Genomic DNA, 25,739 nt, shown 5'->3' with positions numbered 1-25,739 from the left:
CGCCGGGGGCGCCCCTCTAAGGTGGGGGACATGGCTTCCGACGAGCAGAGCGTACGGATCGACAGCTGGATCTGGTCCGTGCGGCTCACCAAGACCCGTTCGCTGGCGGGTACCGCCTGCCGCGCCGGTCACGTGCGCGTCAACGGCGAGCGCGTCAAGCCCGCCTACGCGGTGCGGACCGGCGACGAGGTCCGGCTGCGGGTGGGCGGACGGGACCGGATCGTGGTGGTCTCGCGCGTGGTGAAGAAGCGGGTCGGCGCCCCGGTCGCCGCGGAATGCTACGTCGACAACAGCCCGCCGGCCCCGCCGCGCGAGGAGATCGCCCAGGTCGCGCACCGCGACCGGGGCACCGGCCGGCCGACGAAGCGCGACCGCCGCGACCTGGAGCGCCTGCGCAACGGCTGAGCGCCGCAGCCATGTCCGGCGGACCCTTCGGCTACCGACCGTTTCCGCCGCTTGCGGCGGCCGGGCGCTCTCCGGGCACAGCACAAGCCCGTCCGGCGTTCGAGGACGCAGCACAAGCCCGTCCGGCGTTCGAGGACGACCGCCGCGCAGCGGTGGTGCGGGCGCCATGGGCCGCAGCGCCCGCCCACATGATCCGCCGGACACGGCCTGGCCCGGCAGAGCCGGCACGGCAGTGCCTGAGCGGCCCCACGCCGGGCTCGAAATCCGGTTCGGCCGCCGGTCGTATACGCTGGTCGTGTGATTCCGCTCGTCAAGCGCCGCCACGTGGACCTCGTCCGCGTTACGAGCATGTCCTGTCGCCGCTCCGGCTGACCATCACCTGACCTGGCCCGCTTTCTCCGGGCATGTGGTCCCCCCTTTTTTTCTCCTGCCTTTCCTAGCCGCTACCCGGCCCCGCTCCCTCCGCATACCCTGCGGCGCTTCGCGGGCCGTCCGGCCACCGCCGGGCGTGACCGGGCCCTCACGCTGTGGATAAATCTTATGATCAACAAGCTTCCCGTCATCGATCTCTCCGCCGCCTCGGCCGGCCCCGAAGCGCGGGCGCGCTTCCAGGACGCGCTGCACACCGCCGCCCGCGACGTGGGGTTCTTCCACCTGACCGGCCACGGCGTCACCCCCGCCGAGACCGATGAGCTGATGCGCACCCTGCGCGCCTTCTTCGCCCTGCCCGAAGCGGAGCGGCTCTCCATCAGCAACCTCAACTCCCCCCATTTCCGCGGCTACACCCGCATAGGCGACGAGCGGACCGGCGGCAGCCGTGACTGGCGGGACCAGATAGACATCGGCGCCGAACGCGCGCCGCGGGTGCCCGGCCCGGACGAGCCCGGCTACTGGTGGCTGGAGGGCCCCAACCAGTGGCCCGCCGCCCTGCCCGAGCTGCGCACCGCCGCCCTGGGCTGGATCGACCGGCTGAGCGCGGTGGCCCAGCGGCTGCTGCACGAGCTGCTCGCCGCGATCGGCGCCCCGCCCGGCTTCTACGACGACGCCTTCGCCGACAGCCCCCATCTGCACCTCAAGCTCGTCCGCTACCCCGGCAGCGCCCCCGACGGCGCCGCGCAGGGGGTAGGCGCGCACAAGGACTACGGCTTCTTGACCCTGCTGCTCCAGGACACGGTCGGCGGACTGCAGGTGGAGGGCCCCGATGGGGCGTTCATCGACGTGCCGCCCGTGCCCGGCGCCTTTGTGATCAACCTCGGCGAGCTGCTGGAAGTGGCCACCAACGGCTACCTCAAGGCCACCAACCACCGGGTCGTCTCCCCGCCCGGGAACCGGGAGCGCTACTCCGTGCCGTTCTTCTACAACCCCCGGCTGGACGCCCGTATCGAGCCCGTCCCCTTCCCGCACGCCCACCGGGCCCCCGGCGTCACCCAGGACTCGGCCAATCCGCTGTTCGCCGAGTACGGCCGGAACGAGATCAAGGGCTGGCTGCGGGCACACCCCGCCGTGGCGCGTCGGCACCACGCCGAGCTGCTGGACGCCCCCGTGCCGGTGAGCTGACCGGCGTCCGCCGGCCGATCACGAATCGCGCCCTCCACCGGCATCGCCCATCATGCGAAGGGAAGCCGGTGAAAGGGCGCGATGTGCCATGGAGCGAGCCTCTCCCGCCGATGTCCCCGGGGGCCCGGCGGCGGACCACCACCCGGCCCCCGACCCCGGCCGCTGGGCGATGCTCGCGGTGCTCTGCGCCAGCCTTCTGCTGGTCGCCCTGGACGCCACCATCCTCAACGTCGCGCTGCCCTCGCTCATCGACGATCTTCAGCCGGGCGCGCTCGAACAGCTGTGGATCATCGATATCTACGGTCTCGTGCTCGGCGGCCTGCTGGTCACCAGCGGTGCGGTGAGCGACCGGTACGGCCGCAAGCGGCTCTTCCTGAGCGGCTTCGTCCTCTTCGGCCTGGCGTCCGTCGTCGCGGCCACCGCGGGCAGCTCCGCGCAACTGATCTGCGGCCGGGTGCTGCTCGGCCTCGGCGGCGCCATGGTGATGCCGTCGACGCTCTCCCTGATCCGCAACATCTTCACCGACGCCCACGAGCGGGCGCTCGCCATCGGCATCTGGGCCGCCGTCGCCGGCGCCGGAGCGTGCGTGGGACCGCTCGTCGGCGGGGTGCTCGTCGAGCACTTCGGCTGGGCGGCCGCGTTCTGGGTGAACATCCCGGTCGTCGTCGTCACGGTCGTCGCCGGACTCCGGCTGCTGCCGGAGTACCGCAGCCCCCAGCCCGGCGGGCTCGACTGGCCCAGTGCCCTGCTCTCCATCGTCGGCATCGTGTTCCTGGCCTGGGGCATCAAGCACGTCGCCAAGGGCAGCCTGCTGCCCCAGGACCTGGGCACGCTCGCCCTCGGGGTACTGCTGCTGGCGGTGTTCGCGCGACGCCAACTCCGCTCCGGGGACCCGCTGCTGGACGTACGCCTCTTCAAGCGCCGTCCGTTCCTGGCCGCCGCGCTGGCCACTCTGCTCGCCATGCTGGCCATCGGTGCCGCGCTGTTCCTCATCTCGCTGTGGTTGCAGTACGTCCACGGCTATTCGCCCTCGCAGGCCGGTCTGCGGACCCTGCCCGCGGCCGCCGCCATGCTGGCCGGTTCGCTGTCGACCCCCTGGCTGATGCACCGCGTCGGGGTCCGTTCCGTGCTGGCCGTCGGCCTCGGCGCCCTCGCCGCGGGGTTCCTGCTGCTGGCCCTGTCCCCGGTCCCCACCGGCTATCCGGTCGTCGCGGTGGTGCTGGCCGCGCTCGGCCTCGGCGACGGGCTGGCGATCACCGCCTCGGCCGCCGTGCTGGTCTCGTCCGTACCGGCGGAACGCGCCGGGCAGGCGGGCGCCGTCTCGGAGACCGCCTACGAACTCGGCGTCGGCCTCGGGGTGGCCCTGCTCGGCAGCATCCACGGCGCCGTCTACTACCGGCACATGACCGGACTGCCCTTGGGCGGCGCCGACGCGGAGCGGGCGCGGGAGTCGGTCGGCGGTGCCACGGAGGTCGCAGAGAAGACCGGCGGCACGACGGGCCGGCAGGTGCTCGAAGCCGCCCGGGACGCCTTCGACGACGCCCTCACCACGACGGCGTACGTATCGGCGGCGATCGTCGTCGCGGTGACCGTGCTCGCGGTCTGTCTGGTGCCTCGCGGCTTCAGGACGACGGGCGGTCATTAGGCCGTGCCGACGGGCGGCCACCGACTGGCTTTTGCCGCCTTTCGCCTGGCCGGCGGTCTCTTCGGCTGCGGGCCGTGTTGGCCGCCTGCGGCGGCGAGCGCCCTGCGGGCGCGTCCTCAATCTCCCCCAGCTACCGCTGGGGGGACCCCCAGCAGGCTTGATTCGAGCCACGCCGTCATCCCGATGGCCCCGTCCCGGCTGCGGTCCCCGGTCGTGGCGGATGGACTGGGACCGTCCCCCGAGGCCGTCTCCCGGGGCCGCCGGGGACCGGCCAGGAGAGGACGTGACGCGGATGCGCACCCGGCCCGGCAAGACAGCGGTGGTGATGGTCACCGCGGCCCTCCTGGCCGGCGGCTGCCTGGCGGGCGGCGGGAACGGCGGGCAGACCCGGTCACCGGGCCCCCCGGCCCCCTCGGGCGGGCCGGGCGGGCCGCGGCGGGCCGCCCCGCCCGGGCCCCCCGTCCCGGGCGTACCCGCGAAGATCGCCCGGCAGCGCCTGGACTGGGCCCTGTGCGACCCCGAGGACGCCGGGGAGGGCGTGCCGCAGCCGCTGCCGGACGCCGAGTGCGCCTGGCTGACCGTGCCCCTCGACTACACGGTGCCCCACGAGAACACCATCAAGGTGCGGGTGGCACGGGTGCGCGCCCCGGCCCGGTCCCGGCGGCTCGGGGCGCTGGTGTTCAACCCCGGCGGACCGGGCGAGCCGGGTGCCGCCCTGGTCGCCGACGGCACGTTCACGGCGACCCCCGAGGTGCGCGACCGCTACGACCTGGTCGGCTTCGACCCCCGCGGCATCCGCCGCTCGGCCCCGCTGATATGCCCCGCGAGCGACACCGGCAGCGATCTCATCCCGCGCACCCGGCAGCGGATGGCCGCGGAGTTCAAGGCCACGGCCGAGCGGGCGGCCGACTGCCGCGAGGCCACCGGCGCGCTGATGGCCCACATGGACACCGTCAGTGTCGCCCGCGACCTGGACCTGCTGCGGGCGGCCCTGGGCGAGGACAGACTCCACTACCTCGGCGTCTCCTACGGCACCTACATAGGCCAGCACTACGCCCGGCTCTTCCCGGACCGCGTCGGGCGGTTCGTCCTCGACGGGGTCGTGGACCCCGGCGCCGACCAGGTACAGACCGCGCGGGAGGACGTCAAGGCCATCGGCGAGAGCTTCGCGAGCTACGCGCGGACCTGCGCGGCCAACGGCTGCTCCCTCGGCGCCACCCCCGGCGAAGTCACCACCACGACCACCGACTTCGTACGGGGCCTCGACACCCACCCCGTGCCGGGACCCGACGGCAGCCGGCTCACCACCGCCATGGCGGCCCAGGCCATCCGTGACTCCCTCTACCAGGACGCCCGGTGGCCGGAACTGACCCAGGCCCTGGTCGACGCCATGAACGGCGACCCGGAACCACTGCTGCGCCTCGGCCCCTACGGGGGCCGGCGCACCGGCCGGGACGCGGCCGGTGCGGAGGGGGAAGCGGCCGCCGACCCGTCCATGGCCAGGAACGCCGTCGACTGCCTGGACAGACCGGGACCGAGAAGCCCCGACGACATCCTCAAGTACCTCGGGGAGTTCGAGAAGGCGTCACCGCTGTTCGGCTCCACCGTGGCCACGGCCATGGTCCACTGCGCCGCCTGGCCCATCACCCCCACCGGCAAGGCCGAGCCCCTCAGCGCGCCCGGCGCCCCCGCGATGGTCCTGGTCTCCTATGCCGTCGACCCGGCGACACCGCTGGTCAACGCCCGGGCGGTACGGGCGAACCTGGGCGCGGGCTCCCTGGTCGTCCGGGCCGGCACGGGCCACTCCGCCTACGGCAGCGGCTCGGAGTGCACCGACCGCGCGGTGGGCACCTTCCTCGTCTCCGGCGAGCTGCCCCCGACGGAACTGGTCTGCGGGGCCTGACCGCCGGCTCACTGCTCGCGCCGCACCACCAGCAGGGCGGCGTCGTCGGACAGTTCACCGCCCGCGTAGGAGAGCAGATCGGCCACGAGGCGGTCCGCCAGCGCGTCCGGGGCCGGTTCGGGCAGCCGGGCGAGCCGGCCGGTCAGCGGGTAGAAGACTCCGGACGCGTCACGGGCCTCGGTCACGCCGTCGGTGTACAGGACCAGCAGATCGCCCCGGCCGAGGGCGAACTTCCGTCCGTCGTACCGGTCGCCGACGAGATGCAGCAGGCCCAGCGGGGGCTGCGGGACGGGCGTTTCCACCTCGTCCACGCCCCCCGGGCGCCGTACCAGCGGCGGCAGATGGCCGCAGTTCACCAGCTCGGCCGGGCCGTCGTCGTCCGGCACGCCGACCAGCGCGGCGGTCACGAACTCCTCGCTGGGCGGGCGCCGCCCCAGGGCGGCGTCGAGCCGGCGTGCCACCGCGCCGAGATCCGCCTCCACCTGGGCGGCCTCCCGGAACGTCCCGAGCACGTCGGCCGCGGCGTCCACGGCGGACAGCCCCTTGCCCCGGACGTCACCGATGATCAGCCGGGTCCCGAAGGGCGTGGCCAGCACCGCGTACAGATCACCGCCCACCCGGGCCTCGGCCGCGGCCGCCAGATACCGCACCGCCACCCGCAGGGTGCCGATCCGCTCCGGCAGGGGCCGCAGCAGCGTGCGCTGCGCCGCCTCCGCCACGGAGCGCGACTGGAGCAGCTCGCGCTCCCGCGTGGCCACGAGGACGACATTGGCGGTGCTGACGCAGGTGATCGCCAAAACGGTGCAGCCCGACGTCAGATGCACGGCGAGTGACACCTCCGGGTCGGCCCGCGCGAGCAGGGGGACGAGCGCCAGGGCGAGCAGCCCGGCCGCCAGCGGGACCCGGGCGCGCCGGGTGCCGATACTGGCGAGCACGGGCGCCGTGGCCAGCACGGGGGAGAGCGTCCACCGCGGATTCGTGGCCAGGTCCGTCGCGACGGACGCGGCGAGGAGCAGGTACGCGGCCACGACGAGGTGCTGCGCGCGGCGGGGGAGCCGCGAAGCCTCGGGCGGCCTGTCCCGGCCTGGGGCGAGCGTCATGATTGTCTCCACCCTAGGGACTGCGCGACCGCCCGCAACCGGACCGCCGCCGGACACCGGGCGTACGGACTCCCCGCCCACCGCCCCGGCCCCGTAACCAGATGACCAACTCGCCATACTGGCGTTCGGGTCCGCCCTCGCGCACCGGCGGGCCCTCGGCGACGAGAACAGGAACCCACCGCTTCGATGACCGATCACAAGACCGACAACATCCTCCGCCCCCGCCCCGTCCAGGACCCCGAGCTGCGCCTGTTCGTCCTGCACCACGCCGGTGGCTCGCACGTGCCGTTCCGGAGCTGGGCCCGGCTGCTGCCGGCCGAGTGGGAACTGTGCCTGGTCGACGCGCCCGGCCGGGTGACCCGGCCCGGCCAGGCCTGCCGCAGCGCGGCGGAGCTGGCCGAACGGTTCCTCGACGACTTCCGGCCCCTGATGGACCGGCCGTACGCCCTCTTCGGGCACAGCATGGGTGCCATCGCCGCGTACGAGACCGCCCTCGCCGCGCACGCGCGCGGACTTCCCCTGCCGCGGTGGCTGGGACTCTCGGCCATCAGCGCCCCCGAACACCACCCCCGGGGCTCACGGCGTTTCGCGCTGCCCGACGACAAACTGCGCGAAGCGGTGATGAAGCTGGGCGGCACGCCGCGTGAGGTGCTGGACGACCCCGAACTCTGGGCCTTCCTCTCGCCGATCCTGCGGGCCGACTTCGAACTCGCGGAGACCTGGCGGCCCCGCCGGGACGCCCCGGCTCTGCCGGTCCCCCTGTCGGTGTTCGCCGCCGACGCCGACGCGGGTGTCCCGCTGTCCCGCACGGAGGGCTGGGCGGCCACCAGCACGCGCTTCCTCGGCACCCGGGTGTTCAGCGGGGACCACTTCTACTTCCAGCCCGACCCGTCCGCGCTGGTCGACTCCGTCGTGGCGGACATCCGGGCCGCGGCCCCCGTCCACTGAAAGGCTGTCAGCCTCACCCGCCCCCGGAACGATGCCCGTTCCGGGGGCCGGCCGCGTCCGCGGCGCGGGCTCGTCAGGACGGCTGCGGCGGGTTCGGCTCGATCGCGGCGAAGGGGGCGCCGAACGGGTCGGCGAGCCAGGCCATCCGGCCGATGTCCGGGGTGTCCATGGCGGGCATGAGGACCGCACCACCGTGGTCCACCGTCCGCGCCACGACCGCGTCCGCGTCCTCCACGGCGAAGTAGGGCAGCCAGCGCGTCTCCTGACCGTCCTCGAGCGGGGCGACACCGCCGAACGTCGCGTCCTGCTGGTCGCCCTCGGCCGCCGAGAGGACGGTGTAGGTCATGCCGGGGACCTCCATCCGCTCGCTCCGCCACCCGAACAAGGAGTGGTAGAAGGTCTGGGCCGCCTCCGGGTCCGCGGTGTGCAGCTCCGCCCAGCACAGGGTGTCGGGCTCGGAGGCCGCTTCCAGTCCCTTGACGGCGGCGGACTGCCACACGGCGAACTCCGCGCCGCCCGGATCGGTCAGACAGGCCATCCGGCCGGCGTCCATCACGTCGAACGGCTCGACCCGGACGGTGCCGCCGTTCTGCTCGGTGGCCCGTGCGGTGGCATCCGCGTCCGGGGTGCGGAAGTACACCGTCCAGGCGGCGTCCGCCCCTTCCTCGGTGAGCGGTCCGAGGGCCGCGACCGTCCGGCCGTCCTTCCGGAAGAAGCCGTAACCGCCCGCTTCGGGGCCGGCCGGCCGGAAGTCCCAGCCGAACACCGAGGTGTAGAACGCGGCCGCCGCCTCGGTGTCGGGGCTGCCGAGGTCGAGCCAATTGGGTGCGCCGGTCACGACGTCAGTGGTGAGCATGGTGGTGTGCTCCTTCGACGGATCCGCGCCGGGGCGGCCGGCGTCCGCGGGCGCGGCGATCCGGTGCTGTCCCGACGTTCTCAGTCTGGCACCGCCCGGGGACGGCCGCGCGGGCTCGTGGGGGAGCGCCCGGCCGTCCGGCACCACCCCGGAGCGGAGGGCGCCGCCGTTCGCGGCGGAGGGCTCGGGCGGTGACGATGGAAGGGCCGTGTGCGCCGGCCGCGGCGACGTCCGAATCGAACCCCCGGCGCGCGCCCGCGCCGCCGGTGGGACTCAAGGAGGAAACCATGACCACTGCCAAGGACATCATGCACGAGGGCGCGCAGTGGATTCCCCGTACGGAGACGCTGGACCGTGCCGCCCAGCTGATGCGACGGCTGGATGTGGGCGCCCTGCCGGTCAGCGACCAGAACGACCGGCTGTGCGGGATCATCACCGACCGTGACATCGTCGTCAAGTGTGTCGCCGCCGGTCACGACCCGTCCCAGGTGACCGCGGGGGACCTGGTCGAGGGCACCCCGCGCTGGATAGACGCGGGCGCCGACGTCTCCGAGGTGCTGGCGGAGATGGAGAGCCACCGGATCCGCCGGCTGCCGGTCATCGAGAACAAGCGCCTCGTGGGCATGATCAGCGAGGCGGACCTGGCCCGGCACCTCTCCGACGACCAGATCGCCGCGTTCGCCGAGAAGGTCTACGCGGTGCGGTAGCCGTGTGCCGGGGGCGGACGCCGGGATCCCGTGGCCGCCCCCGGCACCGACCGGGCTCGCGGTCAGGCTTCCGAGGGAGTTACCGAGGGGTCTTCAGCGGGGTCTTTCGAGGGACCGTCGGAGGAGTCTTCCGAGGGAGCGGTGCGGGGAACCTCGTCGGGCTCGCCGCCCGGCCGGGCGGCGTCGGTCAGTTCCTCGGCGAGCAGGTCCATCAGCAGGGCGTCGTGCCACGCCCCGTCCGGTCCCCGCTCGTAGCGGCGCATGATGCCGACCGGGCGGAAACCCACCTTGCCGTAGCAGCGGATGGCCGCGGCGTTGTCGGCCGCCGGGTCGATCACGATCCGGTGATGCCCGTGATGGGTGAGCAGATGCCGGGCGAGGGTACGCACGGCGTCGCTCCCCACGCCCCGGCCGTGCACCGCCGGGTCCACATAGATGTCGATGTTGGCGTGACGGTAGTCCGGGTCGGTCTCGGCGGACCACTGGATCGCACCGGCCACCTCGCCCCCGTACTCGATCACCAGGGTGTGGCCGCCGGGATAGGCGAGGTCCTCGGCCACGGCGGCCGCCAAGTCCTCGCCGCCGCGCCAGCGTTCGTACACCTCGGGCTTCGCACGGATGGCGGCCAGCGCGGGAATGTCGTCCGGTGTCGCCGGACGCAACACGACAGCGGTTCCGTACAGAGTCTTCTGCATATCTCCGAACGCTAGTCCACACCACGCCCGGAGCCGCTGATACCCACATCACACCGATCGTTCCACGCCTCGTCCGCCGGTGATTCCTATGATGTGGGGGCAAGGGGCTGGTCCCCGGACGGTTTTCCCCGCGCCCGACACCGCGCGGGAGCACAGGGGCGGGGGACCCATGAGGCAGCTGGGCACGGGCATCGGCTGGCGCCCGGAGATCGCCGACGACATCGCCCGGCTGCCGGACGTCGACTGGGTGGAGGTCGTGGCGGAGAACCTTTGCCCGGGCCGGCTCCCCGACGCCCTGGAGCGGCTGCTCGCCCGCGGCACGCCCGTCGTCCCGCACGGTGTCTCGCTCGGCCTGGGCGGCGCCGAACGCCCCGACCCCGCCCGGCTGCGCGCCCTCGCCGAACTGGCCGAGGAACTCGACGCGCCGCTGGTCAGCGAGCACATCGCGTTCGTCCGGGCCGGGGGCCCGCCGACCGCCTCGCCCCGGATGGAGGCCGGGCACCTGCTGCCCGTGCCCCGCACCCGCGACGCCCTGGACGTGCTGTGCGCGAACGTGCGGATCGCGCAGCAGGCCCTGCCCGTACCGCTCGCACTGGAGAACATCGCGGCGTATCTGACGTGGCCGGGCGAGGAGTTGACCGAAGGGCGGTTCCTCGCCGAACTGGTCGAGCGGACCGGTGTGCGGCTGCTCGTCGACGTCGCCAACCTCCACACCAACCACATCAACCGGGGCGAGGACCCGGTCGCGTTCCTGGACGAACTGCCGGCCGGGGCCCTCGCCTACGTCCATGTGGCGGGCGGCTTCGAGAGCGACGGCCTGTGGCACGACAGCCACGCCCACCCGGTGACCCGGCCCGTGCTGGACCTCCTCGCCGAGCTGTGCTCCCGCGCCCGGCCGCCCGGGGTCCTGCTGGAACGCGACGAGAACTTCCCCGCGACGGACGAACTCGCCGCCGAACTCGACGCGATACGCGCGGTGTTCCGGGAGCCGCACCATGTCTGAACCCCCGCGTCACGACCCGCCCGGGGAGGACCGGGACGTCGACGCCGCCCGCCACCGGCTCGCCCACGCGCAGACCGAGCTGCTGGCCGCACTCGTCGCGGACGGCCCGCCGCCGGACGGCTTCGACCCGGCACGGCTGCGGGCGCAGCGCCGGGCGCTGACCGCCAAGCGCGCGGACGTCCTCACCAAGGTGGCACCCGAACCGGTGGCGATCCTGGCCGAGGACTTCCGCGGCCTGTTCCTCGACTACGCCCGGGCCCGCCCCATGACCGCCGGATACCGCCGGGACGCGACGGACTTCGTCCGGCACCTCCTGGACACCGGCGAACCGCGGGACGCCGAGCGGCGGAAGCTGCTGACGGCCTGGTGGGAGGAGCGCACGGCACCCGGCCCCGCCCCCGGCCTCCTCGGCCGGCTGTCCTCGGCGCTGCGCGCCGCGCGCTCGGCACGCACCGCGAAGGGCGCCGCCACGCGGGGCGACTGACCACCGCTCACCCCCTCCCGGTGAGGGCCGGCGCGGACGCCCGTGCGTCACCCGGGCGGCGCAGCGTTCGTTTGCGCGGGGGTGCGGTCGCTGCCAGCCTGAGGCGGTGATCCCCGGCAACCCGCCCCGCCCCCCTCGCCGCCCTTCGCCCCTGACGGCCGTGACCGCCGCGCTGGCCGCGCTGGCGGCCGTCCTCGCCGTCTGCGCGGCCCCCGCGAACGCGGCGGCGGGTTACGACGTCCAGCGGTGCGGCAATACCTCCGACCGGGTGCTGCTGACCCTGGACGACTGGTCGGAGGAGGACCCGGACCGGGCCGTACGGGCCGGGGAATTCCTCCAAGGGCGGGGTATCCGGGCCGCGTTCTTCCTCGTCAACCACCATGCCCAGCGCTATCCGCGGATCACCACCGCCCTGCGGCGCCAGGGCCACTGGGTCGGCAACCACTCCTACTCCCACCCCCATCTGACCACCCTCTCCGAGAAGGCGGCCCGCGAGGAGATCCGCAACGGGCTGCGGAGCACCCTGCTGCGGCCGCCGTTCGGTGACTACGGGCCGCGCGAGACGGCACTCGCGGCGGAACTCGGCTACCGGATCTGCACCTGGACCGTGGACACCCTGGACTGGGAGACCACCGGTGGGCAGTTCCCCGGCCCGGACGTCCTACGGGCCCGGGTGCGACAGGCCCCGGCGGCGGCCAAACGCGGCGGAGTCATCCTCGGGCATCTGTTCACCCACTTCCCGGACGCCCTGCCCGGCATCGTCGACGACCTCCGCGATCAGGGCTACCGGCTGTGCCGGGACAACGGCCCCACCACGGAGAACATCCCGAACCCCCTGGACTGCTGAGGCCCCGGCCGCCGGTTCCGGTCAGCTCCCGGCACCGGCCACCGCCCTGGGTCGGGAGAACGACGTGGTGATCCTGGCGGCCGAGGTGCCCAGGCCCGTGGGCAGGCCCCACGACGGTGCCGACGGGGCGTAGAGGCGGAGCAGGTCGGCTTCCGCGTACCGGCGGCAGCCCTGGTGCCAGGTCAGGATCCCGGACAACCAGTGCTTGAGTTCCTCGGCGTAGCCCGTCAGCGTCGCCCGGGCCGCCTCGTCGAGGTCGAAGTCCTCGAACAGTGCCGGGAGTTGCACGGCGACGATGTGCTGGAACTCGCGCATCCGGGAGGTCATGAGATCACTGACGATACCGAGGGCCTCCTCGGTCCCGCAGCCGAAGAAGTTCTGCACCACGAGGACGGCGTTGTGGATCTCGCCCTCGAATTCGATCTCCTTCTGGTACGAGAAGATGTCGTTCATCAGGCAGGCGTAGTCCTGGGCGGCGTTCTCCATCGCCTTGAGGGGGCGGGCCTGGTAGACCTCCGGCGGCACGGTGTGTCCGTGGCCGATCCGGGACAGGCTCATCGTGAGGTCCGAGCCGAAGGTCTGGCGGCGCATCTCGATGTAGTCGACCGGCTCCGGGATGCGGTTCTGCTTCTGGTTGGACAGCTCCCACAGCCAGCTCTCCAGCATGACCCGGACGGCGTCCTGGAACGTGCGCCGGTCGGCGGCGTCCATCGGGCCCGCCGTCCGCGGCCACAGATCGGCGAGGCCGCGCTCCAGCGGGTTCAGTGGGACCGGTGTCGTGGCGAGGTCCAGGGGCATGAACCGCAGCAGCCGTTCGTGGCAGGCCTTCGCCGCCGCCATGTCCGGGGTGCGGCCGAAGACCGCCGGGTAGTAGTCGTCGGCGTAGGTGCCCCAGGTGAGCCAGTCCGACGTCAGGTCGAGTTCCCCGGGGGCCGCGTCGGGGTGGATGCCGGCGCCGCACAGGGGCAGGTCGATGTCCTTGAGCCGGGCCTCGTCCCAGAGGGCGGCTCCGGGAATGCCCGGGACGGCGTCCAGGAGCCCCACGCGACGGCTCCACTCGACGTTGTGCCGCCGCGCGGCGTCCAGATGCGGGCTCAGCCGGGTCCGGTAGGGCATGAGGAAGTCGGGGTGCGGCAGCGGACCGACCTTCTGGAACGGGACGTGCGCGTGGCTGCGGAGCCGGGTGGGAACCGACGCCGCCAGCGAGAGCAGGGCTCGCGCCGCCGAGGTGCCGAGGCCGGAGGGGCCGGCCGGCAGGGCCGCCGCGCCGGCCGGGAGGGTGGGGGAGTTCGCCCCGGCCCCCGAGGCGCCGTTCATGTAGCGGCTGGAGCGCATGTGCCACTCGTGGCCGCCGGACTGCCAGTCCTGGAGGCCCTTGACGTAGGCGAAGACGTCACCGTGCGCCTTCGGGTCCAGCCCGTGTTCCCGCAGGAGCGGGGCCACCTCGGTGAGCGCGGTGTGCTCGAACTGCTGCAGGCGCGCGGTGAGGAGGTCGTTGACCGCGTCGGCCGCCTCCTGGGTGTCGCAGCCGAGGAACGTCTCCAGTACCAGCACCGCGTTGGCCAGCTCGCCCTCGCTCTCGGTCTCCCGCTGGTAGGAGAAGAGGTCGTTGCGCAGGTGCACGCCGTCGGCGAAGGTGTCCTTGAGGACCCGCATCGGCCGGCTCGCGGCGACGGCGGCGGGCACCTCGGCCCCGACCGCGTGCTCGACGAGATTGGCGGACCAGGGGGCACCGCCCACCTTGCGGCGCATCTCGATGTACTCGACGGGGTTGGACACCCGGCCTTCGTCGATATTGGCCAGCTCCCACAGGGACTCCTCCAGCAGATGCCGGGTGCTCTCGTGGAAGCGCCGGCGCCAGTCCCGCGACATGGACGGGACCGTGCGGGCCCACAGCTCCGCGAGCCCGGCCTCGACCTGGTTGGTCGGTGTGGCGGGGGTGTCCACCGGGTCGACGGGCATGAAGGCGGGCAGCCGGTCGAGATAGGCCTTCGCGCCGGCCATGTCACGGCTGCGCTTGAAGACGTCCAGGAAGTGGTCGTCGAAGAAGAACACCCAGACGTACCAGTCGGTCACCAGGGACAGTTCGGCGGCCGAGGCGTCCGGATGGGTGTACGCGCAGAGCAGGGCGTAGTCGTGCGCATCGAAGTCGGACTCCTCCCAGATGCCGGATCCCTCGATCATCTTCATGTCGCGTGCCCATGCCTTGGAGTGCTCGCGGGCACTCTCCAGATGAGGGTTCAGACGCGCCGGATACGGCATGTAGAAGGAGGGGAGCTGGAAGGGCTCTGACATCGTGCACGGCCTTTCGCGTGGCCCGGACCAAATCGCCCCCCACGCTAGGCCGTTGGCCGTACGGAAAGGCGAGGTAAGTCATCTTTCCCCTCAATAAGGTGAATACGGCCATCGCTCCGCTTAAAGATCTTGTAACCGGGGGGAGGCCTGTCACCGCCGGCCGGCCGGTCCGCCCGGCTCCGCGCCCGGGGCCAGGGCGCGGGCGGTGTACATCCGGGCGTAGGTGCCCGCGTTCCGCAGCAGTTCCTCGTGGGTGCCCCGCTCGATGATCCGCCCGGCCTCCATGACGACGATGACGTCGGCATCCCGGATGGTCGAGAGCCGGTGCGCGATGACGAAGCTGGTGCGGCCCTCGCGCAGCGAGTTCAGCGCCCGCTGGATGAGGACCTCCGTACGGGTGTCGACCGAACTCGTCGCCTCGTCCAGCACCAGGATCGCCGGCCCGGTGAGAAACGCCCGTGCCACCGTGATCAGTTGCTTCTCACCGGCACTGACGCTGGACGTCTCGTCGTCGAGCACGGTGTCGTACGCGTCGGGCAGGGTCCGCACGAAGCGGTCCACACAGGTGGCGCGCGCCGCGGCGACGATCTCCTCGCGGGTCGCGTCGGGCCGCCCGTACGCGATGTTCTCGGCGATCGTGCCGCCGAACAGCCAGGCGTCCTGCAGCACGAGACCGATGTTCGCGCGCAGCTCCTCGCGGCTCATCCCCGCGATGTCCGTGCCGTCCAGCAGGATGCGCCCGCCGTCGGCCTCGTAGAAGCGCATGAGGAGATTGCCCAGGGTGGTTTTGCCCGCCCCGGTCGGTCCGACGATCGCCACGGTCTGGCCGGGCAGCACGGTGAGCGACAGATCCTCGATCAGCGGGGTGCCCGGGGTGTAGGCGAACGACACCCGCTCGAACTCCACGTGCCCCTCGACGCGTCCGGGCCGGGCCGGCCGCGGCGGGTCGGGTTCCTGCTCGTCCGCGTCGAGCAACGCGAAGACCCGCTCGGCGGACGCCGCGCCCGACTGCAGCCGGCCCGCGACGCTCGCCGCCTCGACGACCGGCCGGCTGAACCCGCCGGAATACAGGATGAACGCCTGCACCTCGCCGATCGACAGCGAGCCGCTCACCACCCGCAGCGCGCCGACGACGGCCACGACGATGTAACTGAGGTTGGCGATGAACATCATCGACGGTTCGATGGTGCCCGAGACGGACTGTGCCTTCGCGCCCGCGCGGTACATGGCCTCGTTGTGCTCGTCGAAGGCCCGTTCCGCCAGCTCCCGCCGGTTGAAGCCCTTCACGAGCGAGTGACCGCTGTACATCTCCTCGACATGGGCGTTGAGCGTGCCGGTCGCCGCCCACTGCGCGGCGAACTGCGGCTGCGCCCGTTTGACGATCAGCGTGGCCAGCAGCGCCGACACGGGCACCCCGATCAGCATGATCAGCGCCAGCAGGGGGGAGATCACGAACATCAGGACCAGCATGCTCAGCGTGGAGAACACCGCGGTGATCAGCTGGCTCAGTGACTGCTGGAGGGTCTGCTGCAGGTTGTCGACGTCGTTGGTGACCCGGCTCAGCACCTCGCCCGGCGGATTGCGGTCGAAATAGCTGAGCGGCAGACGCCCGAGCTTGGCCTCCACCCGCTCGCGCAGATCGAACACGACCCGCTGGACGACGGCCGTGGCCAGCCACCCCTGCAGCAGGGTGAACAGCGACGCGGCGGCGTACAGCGCGAGGACGATCAGCAGCAGCCGTCCGACCCCGTCGAAGTCGATGCCCCGGCCGGGCACCACGTCCACCGTGGCGAAGACATTGGCGAGCGAGTCGTGGCCCTCGGCGCGCAGCCGTTCCACGACGGCTTCCTTGGACTCGCCCGTGGTCACCCGCTTGCCGACGACACCGGCGAAGACCAGGTCCGTGGCGTCACCGAGGAGCTTCGGACCGAGGGCGTTCAGGGTGACGCCGACGATGCCGAGGCCGAGCAGCACGGCGACCCGCGCCCGTTGCGGGCGGAGCAGTCCCAGCACCCGGCGGACCGTACCGCGTGGGTCGCGGGCCTTCTCCGACGGCCCGGTGCCCTCAGGTGAGGTGCCCGGGTCCCCGTCCGCGACGGTGCCGGGCTCCCGGGGGGACGTGCCCGGTGCCGCGCCGACCTTGACCGGGGGAGTCATGCCGCCCCGCCTTTCCTGTGGGTACCGGGGGGTGGGGGTCCGGGTGCGCCCTGGCGTCCGGGCGCGAGGGCGCCTTCGTCACCGTCACGGTCGTGGCGTCGCACCGGCGGCCTCCTCGCTGGTGAGCTGGGAGAGCGCGATCTCGCGGTAGGTCGGGCTGTCGCGCATCAGCTCCTCGTGGGTGCCGGTGCCCACGACGCGCCCGGCGTCGAGGACCACGATGCGGTCGGCGTCCCGGACGGTGCTGACCCGCTGGGCGACGACGACCACCGTCGCCCCCGCGATCTCGGGGGCGAGGGCCGCCCGCAGCGCGGCGTCGGTGGCGTAGTCGAGCGCCGAGAAGCAGTCGTCGAAGAGGTAGACGCCGGGCCGGCGCACCAGGGTGCGCGCGATGGACAGCCGCTGGCGCTGGCCGCCCGAGAGGTTCGTACCGCCCTGGGCGACCGGCGCGGCGAGGCCCCCGGGCATGCGCTCGACGAATTCCCGGGCCTGGGCGATCCCCAGGGCGTGCCACAGCTCCTCGTCACTCGCGCCCGGGCTGCCGAACCGGAGGTTGCTCGCCACGGTGCCGGAGAAGAGGTAGGGCTTCTGGGGCACGAATCCGATGGTGCGGGAAAGCGCCCCGGCGTCGTAGTCGCGCACGTCGACGCCGCCCACCAGGACGGAGCCGCCCGTGCGGTCGAACAGCCGCAGCAGCACGTTCAGCAGCGTGGTCTTGCCGCTGCCGGTACTGCCGAGGATCGCCACCGTCTCCCCGGGGCCGGCGGTGAGGTCGATGTCGCGCAACACCGGCTCCTGTGCCCCCGGGTAGCGGAACTCCACGGCCCGCAACTCCAGGCGGCCGATGTCGGTGCCCGTGTGGACCGGTGCGGCGGGAGCCCTGACGCTCGGCTCGGTGTCGAGCACCTCCTGGATGCGTGCGGCGGACACCTTCGCGCGCGGTACGGCCAGGAAGACGAACGTCACCATCACGACCGACATGAGGATCAGACCGAGATAGCTCAGGAAGGCGCTCAGCGCACCGATCCGCATCGCACCGGTCTCGATGCGCCGGGCCCCGAACCAGATCAGCCCCACCATGAAGGTGTTCATCACCATCATGACGAGGGGGAGCATCGCCGCGATCAACCGGGCCACGCGCAGGGACAGCTCGGTCATCTCGGTGTTGGTCCGGGTGAACCGTTCGCGTTCGTGGGTGTCCCGGACGAAGGCCCGCACCACCCGGACCCCGGTGATCTGCTCACGCAGCATCCGGTTGACCTGGTCGACGCGTTGTTGCATCAGGGCGTACCACGGGCTCATCCGGGTCAGGACGAGCGTGAAGGCACCGGCGATCACCACGACGATCGCCACCAGGAACATCGACAGCGGCACGTCCTGCCGCAACGCCAGCAGGACGCTGCCGACGCACATGATGGGTGCCGACACCGCGATGCCCAGGGCCGACTGGGTCAGGGCCTGGATCTGCTGGACGTCGTTGACCGTTCTGGTGATCAGTGAGGGGGTGCCGAAGCGGCCCACCTCGCGGGCGGAGAAGTCCAGCACCCGTCGGAAGACCGCGGACCGCAGATCGCGTCCGAGGGCCATCGAGGCGCGTGCGCCGAGGGTGACGGCTCCGATCGCGCAGGCGATCTGCGTGACCGCCACGGCGAGCATGACGCCGCCGACCCGCCAGATGTAACCGGTGTCGGCCTCGACCACGCCGTTGTCGATGACCGCGGCACCGAAGACGGGCAGCAGCAGCGTGGCCAGGACCTGTACCAGTTGCAGCAGCACGAGCAGGGTGACGGAGCGGCGGTAGGGGCGCAGGCGGGCACGCAGGAGTCTGATCAGCACCGAACTCTCCGGACGGCAGGGCCGACGGACCGCCGGCCCGCCCAGTCCACCGCACAACGCACAGGAGAATCCCTAGTGTTCGCCGCCATGGTGGCTACCGGGGGTCGCCGGAGGGGCCGTTCGCGGGGGCCGGTCTCGCAAATTCCCTAGTGTGTCGGCGTTTTCTTGACACTGCCGTCGGGCGACTGCGAGCGTGCGGTCGCATATATCGGCCGGACAGCAGCGCATTCGGTGCCAGTTCATCGACCGGTCATTCTTCCGGTGCGTTCACCGTCGGACTCTCGCATGTTCCGCTCCCGTGGTGGGACAGCTCTGCGTGCGGGCGGTCTGTCCGGGGGAGAGAAGGGGATGACATGTCCAGGCGCGCGTTGATCACTGGGATCACCGGACAGGACGGTTCTTACCTGGCGGAACACCTGCTGTCGCAGGGTTACCAGGTGTGGGGATTGATCAGGGGGCAGGCCAATCCGCGGAAATCGCGGGTGAGCCGTCTGGTCTCCGATTTGTCGTTCGTGGACGGCGATCTGATGGATCAGGCAAGTCTCGTATCGGCCGTGGACACGGTGCAGCCGGACGAGGTGTACAACCTCGGTGCGATTTCCTTTGTGCCGATGTCGTGGCAGCAGGCCGAACTCGTCACCGAGATCAACGGCATGGGTGTCCTGCGGATGCTCGAAGCCATCCGCATGGTGAGCGGACTGAACGGCTCCCGCCACGCGGGCGGCAACCAGATCCGTTTCTACCAGGCGTCCTCCTCGGAGATGTTCGGCAAGGCCGCCGAGACTCCGCAGAGCGAGACCACCAGGTTCCACCCCCGCAGCCCGTACGGCGTCGCGAAGACGTACGGGCACTTCATCACGAAGAACTACCGTGAGTCCTTCGGGATGTACGCGGTTTCCGGGATGCTCTTCAACCACGAGTCCCCGCGCCGTGGCGCGGAGTTCGTCACCCGGAAGATTTCGCTGGCGGTCGCCCGGATCAAGCTGGGCCACCAGAAGAAGCTGCACCTGGGGAACCTCGACGCGGTGCGCGACTGGGGCTTCGCCGGCGATTACGTCCGGGCGATGCATCTGATGCTCCAGCAGGAGGAGCCGGGCGACTACGTGGTGGGCACCGGACAGATGCACACCGTGCGCGACGCGGTGCGCTATGCCTTCGAGCACGTGGGCCTCGACTGGAAGGACTACGTCAGCGTCGATCCCGCCCTGGTCCGGCCGGCCGAGGTGGAGGTGCTGTGCGCGGACACCCGGCGGGTCCGTACCGCGCTGGGCTGGGAGCCGACCGTCGACTTCCCGCAGCTGATGCAGATGATGGTCGAATCCGACCTCCAGCAGGTGTCCCGTGAGCACGAGTACGGGGACCTCCTGCTGGCCGGCAGCTGGTGACGCCCGGCCCGGCCGCACCCCACCAGAACGAGTAACAGACACGAGGCGTCAAAAAACCGGCGCGGCGTGACGCGTATCCGCGTCCCGCCGCGCCGTCGCGGACGAAGCGCCGCGCAGAACTAGGGATTTCTTGCCGACGTCGCGACGAGACTCGCTTCATGGCATTCCGCGGACGCGGATGCCGCGAGTCTCGTCGCCCCAGGCCAAGACGTGCCTGCCGGGTGACGTTCGGGCGGCGCGATTCAGGTTCGGCCACTGGCTGTCGAGATTGGTTGAGTTGAGATGGACAACGAACAGAAGCTCCGGGACTACCTCAAGCGAGCGACAGCCGATCTCCGACGGACGCGGCAGCGGGTGCAGGAGTTGGAGTCGGTCTCCCAGGAGCCCATCGCCATCATCGGCATGACCTGCCGCTACCCGGGCGGTGTGGCCGGCCCGGAGGACCTGTGGCGGATGGTCGAGGCCGGGGGCAACGGCATCACCGACTTCCCCACGGACCGTGGCTGGGACCCCGAGGCCCTCGCCGCCTCGCAGACCAACTCCGGTGGCTTCCTGCACGACGCGGCCGACTTCGACACCGGCTTCTTCGGGATCTCCCCGCGCGAGGCGGTGGCCATGGACCCGCAGCAGCGGGTGCTGCTGGAGTCGTCCTGGGAGGCCTTCGAGCGCGCCGGCATCGACCCCACCTCGATCCGCGGGACCCGGACCGGTGTGTTCATGGGCGCGATGGCCCAGGACTACCGGGTCGGCCCCGCCGACGGTGTCGAGGGCTTCCAGCTCACCGGCAACACCGGCAGTGTGCTCTCCGGACGCATCTCCTATGTCTTCGGTGCCGTCGGTCCCGCCGTGACCGTCGACACCGCCTGCTCCTCCTCGCTCGTGGCCCTCCATCTCGCCGCCCAGGCGCTGCGCGCGGGGGAGTGCTCGCTCGCGCTGGCCGGTGGTGTCACGGTCATGGCGAGCCCCACGACGTTCGTCGAGTTCAGCCGTCAGGGCGGGCTGTCCGCCGACGGCCGCTGCCGTTCCTTCGCCGACTCCGCCGACGGCACCGGCTGGGCGGAGGGCGTCGGTGTGCTGGTGCTGGAGCGGCTCTCCGACGCCCAGCGCAATGGGCACGAGATCCTCGCCGTGGTGCGCGGCAGCGCCGTCAACCAGGACGGCGCCTCCAACGGTCTGACCGCCCCGAACGGCCCGTCCCAGCAGGCGGTCATCCAGCAGGCGCTGGTCAACGCGCGACTGTCGGCCGACGAGGTCGACGTCGTCGAGGCGCACGGCACGGGCACCACGCTGGGTGACCCGGTGGAGGCCCAGGCACTGCTGGCCACTTATGGCCGCAACCGCGACGAGAGCCGGCCGCTGCTGCTCGGCTCGGTCAAGTCGAACATCAGCCACACCCAGGCCGCCGCCGGTGTCGCCGGTGTCATCAAGATGGTCATGGCGATGCGCCACGGCGTCCTGCCCAAGACCTTGCTGGTCGACGCCCCCTCGTCCCATGTGGACTGGTCGCAGGGCGCCGTCCGGCTCCTGACGGAGAACACCGTCTGGCCCGAGACGGGACGGCCGATGCGCGCGGCCGTCTCCTCCTTCGGCATCAGCGGCACCAACGCCCACACCATCATCGAGCAGGCCCCCGAGCCCGAGCCCGCGACCGGTCCCGAGGGCCCGGCGGACGTCAGCGTCGATACCGTCGATACCGTCGAGGCGGGCGTCGTGCCGGTGGTGGTCTCCGGGCGGACCCGCGAGGCCCTGCGGGCCCAGGCCGGACGGCTGCTGTCCGCCCTGAGTGCCGATCCCCGCCCCGGTGTGCTCGACACCGCCTTCTCCCTGGCCACGACGCGGGCCGGTTTCGAACACCGCGCCGTGCTCGTCGCGGCCGGGCACGACGACGTCGTGGCCGGTCTGACGGCCCTGGCCGAGGACCGCCCGGCGCCCGCCTGTGTCCAGGGCACCACCCAGGGCGAGGGCAAGCTCGCGTTCCTCTTCTCCGGGCAGGGCAGCCAGCGCCTGGGCATGGGACGCGAGCTGTACGAGCGGTTCCCCGTCTTCGCCGAGGCGCTCGACGAGGTCCTCGCCGCACTCGACCCCCATCTGGACGGGTCGCTGCGCGAGGTCATGTGGGGCGAGCGGGAAGAGGAGCTGGAGCGTACCGGCTACGCCCAGCCCGCCCTGTTCGCCGTGGAGGTCGCCCTCTTCCGGCTGACGCGCTCGTGGGGCGTCAAGCCCGACTTCCTGGCCGGCCATTCCATCGGCGAGATCGTCGCCGCCCATGTCGCCGGTGTGCTGTCGCTGCCCGACGCGGCCGCCCTGGTCGCCGCCCGCGGCCGCCTGATGCAGGCACTGCCCGCCGGCGGCGCCATGGTGGCCGTCCAGGCCACCGAGGACGAGGTCCTGCCGCTGCTGGCCGAGCAGCCGGCCGACCGGGTGTCCGTCGCCGCGGTCAACGGCCCCGGCGCCGTCGTCATCGCCGGTGCCGAGGACGCGCTCGCCGCCGTCGTCGCCCGGCTGGAGGCCGACGGCCGCAAGACCAAGCGGCTGCGCGTCTCGCACGCCTTCCACTCGCCGCTCATGGAGCCGATGCTCCAGGAGTTCCGCGCGGTGGTGTCCGGGCTGACTCTCCAGGCGCCCCTGATGCCGTTCGTGTCGAACCTGACCGGCGAGCCCGTGACCGTCGCCCAGGTCACCTCCGCCGACTACTGGGTCGACCACGTCCGCCGGGCCGTCCGCTTCGCCGACGGCGTCGACTGGCTGCGCGACCACGGGGTGACCACCTTCCTGGAGCTGGGCCCCGACGGCGTCCTCGCCGCCATGGCCCAGAGCTGCCTGGACGAGGCCGGCGCCGAGGGCCGCGCCGCCCTGCCCCTGCTGCGCGCCGGCCGCCCCGAGGTGCGGGCCGTCACCACCGGCCTCGCCGGTCTGCACACCCGGGGCGTACCCATGACGTGGGACGCCTACTTCGCGGGCACCGGCGCGCGCCGCGTCGACCTGCCGACCTACGCCTTCCAGCGGCGGCGGTACTGGCCCAAGGACAACCCCGGCCAGTCCGGCGACCTGCGCGCCGCGGGACTCGGCGTGGCACATCACCCGCTGCTGTCCGCGGCCGTCTCCCTCGCCGACTCCGACGGCGCCCTGCTCACCGGCCGCCTGTCGCTGCGCTCCCACCCCTGGCTCGCCGACCACGCCGTACGCGGCACGGTGCTGCTGCCCGGCACCGCCTTCCTGGAGCTGGCCGTCCGGGCCGGCGACGAGGTCGGCTGCGACCGGGTGGAGGAGCTGACGCTCGCCGCACCGCTGACGCTGCCCGAAGAGGGCGGCATCCAGGTGCAGTTGTGGATCGGCAGCCCCGACGACACCGGCCGCCGGACCCTCAACGTCTACTCCCGCCCGGACGGCGCCGACGAACTGCCGTGGACGCAGCACGCCACCGGTGTGCTCACCGCCGGTGAGCGCGGGCTGCCGTTCGACGCGACCGTGTGGCCGCCGGCGGGGGCCGAGCCGGTGTCGCTCGACGGCCTCTACGACCGCCTCGCGGAGGACGGCTTCGGCTACGGCACGACCTTCCAGGGTCTGCGCGCCGCCTGGCGGCTCGGCGGCGAGGTCTTCGCCGAGGTGAGCCTGCCCGAGGGCGGCGACGCCGACGCGGGCGCCTTCGGCCTCCACCCCGCGCTGCTGGACTCGGCGCTGCACGCGGCCCGGTTCACCGACCTCGGCGCCCAGGGCCAGGGCGGGCTGCCGTTCTCCTGGGAGGGTGTGTCGCTGCACGCCACCGGCGCCTCGGCGCTGCGGGTCCGGCTCGCCCCGGCCGGTGAGGGCACCGTCTCGATCGCCGTCGCCGACACCTCCGGCGAGCCGGTCGCCTCCGTCGACTCCCTGGTGCTGCGCCCGGTGTCCGAGCAGCGCCTCGGCGACGCCGCCGGGGTGGCCCGGGACGCGCTCTTCCGGCTGGACTGGGCGCCGGTGCGGGCCGAGTCGGCCGCGTGCGAGTCGGTGGCCCTGGTGGGCCCGGACGCCTTCGGGCTGGCCGGGGCGCTGCCGGGCGCGGTGGCGCACCCGGACCTGGCGTCCTTGACGGCTTCGGACGCGGCGGTCCCGGCCGTGGTGCTGATCACCGCCGCCGGTGCGGACGGTGACGCGACCGCCGCGTCCGCGCACGCCCTGGTGGCCCGGACGCTGGACCACCTGCAGCAGTGGCTGGCCGACGAGCGGTTCGTCGGCTCGCGCCTGGTGTTCGTGACCCGTGGCGCACTGGGCGGCGGCGACCTCGCCGCGGCCTCGGTGTGGGGTCTGGTGCGTTCGGCGCAGACGGAGAACCCCGGCTGCTTCGGCCTGCTGGACATGGAGACGGCCGTCACGGACGACACCTCGGCCGCCGCGATCACCCGGGCGCTGACCGCCGACGAGCCGCAGCTGGCCGTCCGCGCGGGCGAACTCGTGGCCGCCCGCCTGGCCCGGGTGCCGGTGCCGGACACCGTGTCGGAGCCGGTGTTCCCGGATGCCGGGGGCCGGGTGCTCGTCACCGGCGGCACCGGCGGGCTGGGCGCGGTCGTGGCGCGGCACCTGGTGACCGCGCACGGGGTGCGCGAACTGCTGCTGGTGAGCCGCCGGGGCCGCGCCGCCGACGGGGTGGACGACCTGGTCGCGGAACTGGCGGAGCTGGGCGCCGAGACGGTGGTGGCCGCCTGCGACATCGCCGACCGCGAGAGCCTCGCCGAACTCCTCGACCGGCACCCGGTCACCGCGGTGGTGCACGCGGCGGGGGTCCTCGACGACGGTGTCATCGCCTCCCTGACGCCCGAGCGCGTCGACGCGGTGCTCCGCCCGAAGGTCGACGCGGTGTGGAACCTGCACGAGCTGACCCGTGAGACGCACCTGACCGCCTTCGTAGTGTTCTCCTCCGTCGCCGGTACGTTCGGCGGCGCGGGGCAGGCCAACTACGCGGCCGGCAACGCCTTCCTCGACGCACTCGTCCAGCGGCGCCGCGCCGCGGGCCTGCCCGGCCTCTCCCTGGTGTGGGGACCCTGGGACCGGTCCGGCGGTATGACCGACACGCTCGACGACGCCGATCTCCAGCGACTGGCCCGCGCGGGCATGCCCGCCCTGACGGCCGAGCAGGGCGTGGCGCTGTTCGACGCGGCCCTGGCCGCCGACGAACCCGTCGTCCTGCCGGTCCGGCTCGACCTGCCCGCCTTCCGCGCGAACGGCGACGTCCCGCCCCTGCTGCGCGGCCTCATCCGGACCCGCGCCCGGCGCGCGGCCGTCGCCGGGTCGAGCACGGCCACCGGCCTGGTGCAGCGCCTGGGCCGGCTGACGGACGCCGACCGGGACGCGGCCCTGCTGGACTTGGTGCGCGGCCAGGTGGCCCTGGTGCTCGGGCACGCCGACGCCGACGAGATCGACGTCGCCCGCCCCTTCCGCGACCTCGGCTTCGACTCGCTGACCGCGGTCGAACTGCGCAACCGGCTGAACACCGTGACCGGGCTCCGGCTGCCCGCCACCCTCGTCTTCGACTACCCGAGCGTGCGCACCCTGGCCGGGTACGTCCTCGACGAGCTGCTCGGGTCGCAGTCCGCGCCCGACGCGCCCGCCGCGCGGGCCGTGGACACCGACGACCCGATCGTCATCGTGGGCATGGCCTGCCGCTATCCGGGCGGGGTGACGTCGCCGGAGGACCTGTGGCGGCTCGTCACCGAGGGCACCGACGCGGTCTCCGGCTTCCCCGCCAACCGCGGCTGGGACGTCGACGGCCTCTACCACCCCGACCCCGACCACCCCGGCACGGCCTACACCCGCTCGGGCGGCTTCCTGCACGACGCGGGCGAGTTCGACCCCGCCTTCTTCGGGATGAGCCCGCGCGAGGCGCTCGCCACCGACTCCCAGCAGCGGCTGCTGCTGGAGGCCTCCTGGGAGGCCGTCGAGCGC

General features: G+C 72.8%; 14 protein-coding genes and 2 pseudogenes (1 of these 16 running past the window's edge). 10 read left to right on the top strand and 6 right to left on the bottom strand.

The window, feature by feature from the left end; all coding sequences use genetic code 11:
• Positions 1-30 precede the first annotated feature (30 nt).
• The 4 genes from ACZ6MA_RS06705 (at position 31) to ACZ6MA_RS06690 (ending at position 5,510) form a co-directional block, all read left to right on the top strand.
• The gene (locus ACZ6MA_RS06705) at positions 31-405 is read left to right on the top strand and encodes an RNA-binding S4 domain-containing protein (RefSeq protein WP_469431628.1); all 375 of its coding nucleotides are present in this window, start codon (positions 31-33) and stop codon (positions 403-405) included.
• Positions 406-945: 540 nt separating this feature from the next.
• Positions 946-1,962, top strand: coding sequence for an isopenicillin N synthase family dioxygenase (locus ACZ6MA_RS06700; RefSeq protein WP_469431626.1), 1,017 nt, complete (start codon positions 946-948; stop codon positions 1,960-1,962).
• 88 nt (positions 1,963-2,050) lie between these two features.
• Positions 2,051-3,607: an MFS transporter gene (locus ACZ6MA_RS06695; RefSeq protein ID WP_469431625.1), complete on the top strand. Its 1,557-nt coding sequence runs from the start codon at positions 2,051-2,053 to the stop codon at positions 3,605-3,607.
• A 292-nt stretch (positions 3,608-3,899) separates the two neighbouring features.
• A complete protein-coding gene (locus ACZ6MA_RS06690; protein WP_469432265.1) occupies positions 3,900-5,510 on the top strand; it encodes an alpha/beta hydrolase in 1,611 nt (536 codons plus the stop codon).
• 8 nt (positions 5,511-5,518) lie between these two features.
• Here the strand turns inward: ACZ6MA_RS06690 and ACZ6MA_RS06685 are convergent, their stop codons facing one another.
• Entirely contained in the window at positions 5,519-6,610 is a 1,092-nt protein-coding gene (locus ACZ6MA_RS06685) for a PP2C family protein-serine/threonine phosphatase (RefSeq protein WP_469431623.1), read from the bottom strand.
• A gap of 186 nt (positions 6,611-6,796) precedes the next feature.
• Between ACZ6MA_RS06685 and ACZ6MA_RS06680 the strand changes: the two genes are divergently transcribed.
• Positions 6,797-7,558, top strand: coding sequence for a thioesterase II family protein (locus ACZ6MA_RS06680; protein WP_469431621.1), 762 nt, complete (start codon positions 6,797-6,799; stop codon positions 7,556-7,558).
• A 73-nt stretch (positions 7,559-7,631) separates the two neighbouring features.
• On the opposite strand, the gene ACZ6MA_RS06675 is transcribed toward ACZ6MA_RS06680, so the two are convergent.
• A complete protein-coding gene (locus ACZ6MA_RS06675) occupies positions 7,632-8,414 on the bottom strand; it encodes a VOC family protein (RefSeq protein WP_469431620.1) in 783 nt (260 codons plus the stop codon).
• A gap of 287 nt (positions 8,415-8,701) precedes the next feature.
• Here ACZ6MA_RS06675 and ACZ6MA_RS06670 point away from each other — a divergent pair, with 287 nt between their 5' ends.
• Positions 8,702-9,121 (top strand): CBS domain-containing protein, encoded by a 420-nt coding sequence (locus ACZ6MA_RS06670; protein ID WP_469431619.1) that lies wholly within the window; start codon positions 8,702-8,704, stop codon positions 9,119-9,121.
• 185 nt (positions 9,122-9,306) lie between these two features.
• On the opposite strand, the pseudogene ACZ6MA_RS06665 reads toward ACZ6MA_RS06670, so the two are convergent.
• Positions 9,307-9,816: pseudogene (locus ACZ6MA_RS06665) on the bottom strand (GNAT family N-acetyltransferase); the annotation flags it as partial.
• Between the two features lie 169 nt (positions 9,817-9,985).
• Here ACZ6MA_RS06665 and ACZ6MA_RS06660 point away from each other — a divergent pair.
• Both ACZ6MA_RS06660 and ACZ6MA_RS06655 read left to right on the top strand, forming a co-directional pair.
• Positions 9,986-11,303: pseudogene (locus ACZ6MA_RS06660) on the top strand (MbnB/TglH/ChrH family RiPP precursor modification enzyme).
• A gap of 160 nt (positions 11,304-11,463) precedes the next feature.
• A complete protein-coding gene (locus ACZ6MA_RS06655) occupies positions 11,464-12,150 on the top strand; it encodes a polysaccharide deacetylase family protein (RefSeq protein WP_469431618.1) in 687 nt (228 codons plus the stop codon).
• Positions 12,151-12,171: 21 nt separating this feature from the next.
• Here ACZ6MA_RS06655 and ACZ6MA_RS06650 read toward each other — a convergent pair whose 3' ends face one another.
• From ACZ6MA_RS06650 to ACZ6MA_RS06640, 3 genes are all read right to left on the bottom strand, one after another.
• Positions 12,172-14,445: a family 2 encapsulin nanocompartment cargo protein terpene cyclase gene (locus ACZ6MA_RS06650; protein ID WP_469431616.1), complete on the bottom strand. Its 2,274-nt coding sequence runs from the start codon at positions 14,443-14,445 to the stop codon at positions 12,172-12,174.
• 150 nt (positions 14,446-14,595) lie between these two features.
• Positions 14,596-16,602, bottom strand: coding sequence for an ABC transporter ATP-binding protein (locus ACZ6MA_RS06645; protein WP_469431614.1), 2,007 nt, complete (start codon positions 16,600-16,602; stop codon positions 14,596-14,598).
• A gap of 84 nt (positions 16,603-16,686) precedes the next feature.
• Positions 16,687-18,438, bottom strand: a complete 1,752-nt coding sequence (locus ACZ6MA_RS06640) for an ABC transporter ATP-binding protein (RefSeq protein WP_469431613.1) — start codon at positions 18,436-18,438, stop codon at positions 16,687-16,689.
• A gap of 353 nt (positions 18,439-18,791) precedes the next feature.
• On the opposite strand from ACZ6MA_RS06640, the gene ACZ6MA_RS06635 reads away from it, so the two are divergent.
• Positions 18,792-19,823: a GDP-mannose 4,6-dehydratase gene (locus ACZ6MA_RS06635; protein ID WP_469431611.1), complete on the top strand. Its 1,032-nt coding sequence runs from the start codon at positions 18,792-18,794 to the stop codon at positions 19,821-19,823.
• Positions 19,824-20,105: 282 nt separating this feature from the next.
• A protein-coding gene (locus tag ACZ6MA_RS06630; protein ID WP_469431610.1) for a type I polyketide synthase crosses the window boundary here: on the top strand, positions 20,106-25,739 show its beginning. Its footprint extends 22,776 nt past the window's final position; 5,634 of the gene's 28,410 nt are visible here — the first part of the coding sequence; the start codon lies at positions 20,106-20,108; the stop codon falls past the right edge of the window.

Source organism: Streptomyces sp. NPDC042259, assembly GCF_055582085.1.
The sequence above is the reverse complement of the archived record's forward strand: the minus strand, read 5'-3'. Positions and strand labels throughout refer to the sequence as shown.

Excerpts from the sequence above, each read along its gene's own strand:
- ACZ6MA_RS06705 (WP_469431628.1), top strand. The coding sequence starts at position 31 with ATGGCTTCCGACGAGCAGAGCGTACGGATCGACAGCTGGATCTGGTCC.
- ACZ6MA_RS06700 (WP_469431626.1), top strand. The coding sequence starts at position 946 with ATGATCAACAAGCTTCCCGTCATCGATCTCTCCGCCGCCTCGGCCGGC.
- ACZ6MA_RS06695 (WP_469431625.1), top strand. The coding sequence starts at position 2,051 with ATGGAGCGAGCCTCTCCCGCCGATGTCCCCGGGGGCCCGGCGGCGGAC.
- ACZ6MA_RS06690 (WP_469432265.1), top strand. The coding sequence starts at position 3,900 with ATGCGCACCCGGCCCGGCAAGACAGCGGTGGTGATGGTCACCGCGGCC.
- ACZ6MA_RS06685 (WP_469431623.1), bottom strand. The coding sequence starts at position 6,610 with ATGACGCTCGCCCCAGGCCGGGACAGGCCGCCCGAGGCTTCGCGGCTC.
- ACZ6MA_RS06680 (WP_469431621.1), top strand. The coding sequence starts at position 6,797 with ATGACCGATCACAAGACCGACAACATCCTCCGCCCCCGCCCCGTCCAG.
- ACZ6MA_RS06675 (WP_469431620.1), bottom strand. The coding sequence starts at position 8,414 with ATGCTCACCACTGACGTCGTGACCGGCGCACCCAATTGGCTCGACCTC.
- ACZ6MA_RS06670 (WP_469431619.1), top strand. The coding sequence starts at position 8,702 with ATGACCACTGCCAAGGACATCATGCACGAGGGCGCGCAGTGGATTCCC.
- ACZ6MA_RS06650 (WP_469431616.1), bottom strand. The coding sequence starts at position 14,445 with ATGTCAGAGCCCTTCCAGCTCCCCTCCTTCTACATGCCGTATCCGGCG.
- ACZ6MA_RS06645 (WP_469431614.1), bottom strand. The coding sequence starts at position 16,602 with ATGACTCCCCCGGTCAAGGTCGGCGCGGCACCGGGCACGTCCCCCCGG.
- ACZ6MA_RS06635 (WP_469431611.1), top strand. The coding sequence starts at position 18,792 with ATGTCCAGGCGCGCGTTGATCACTGGGATCACCGGACAGGACGGTTCT.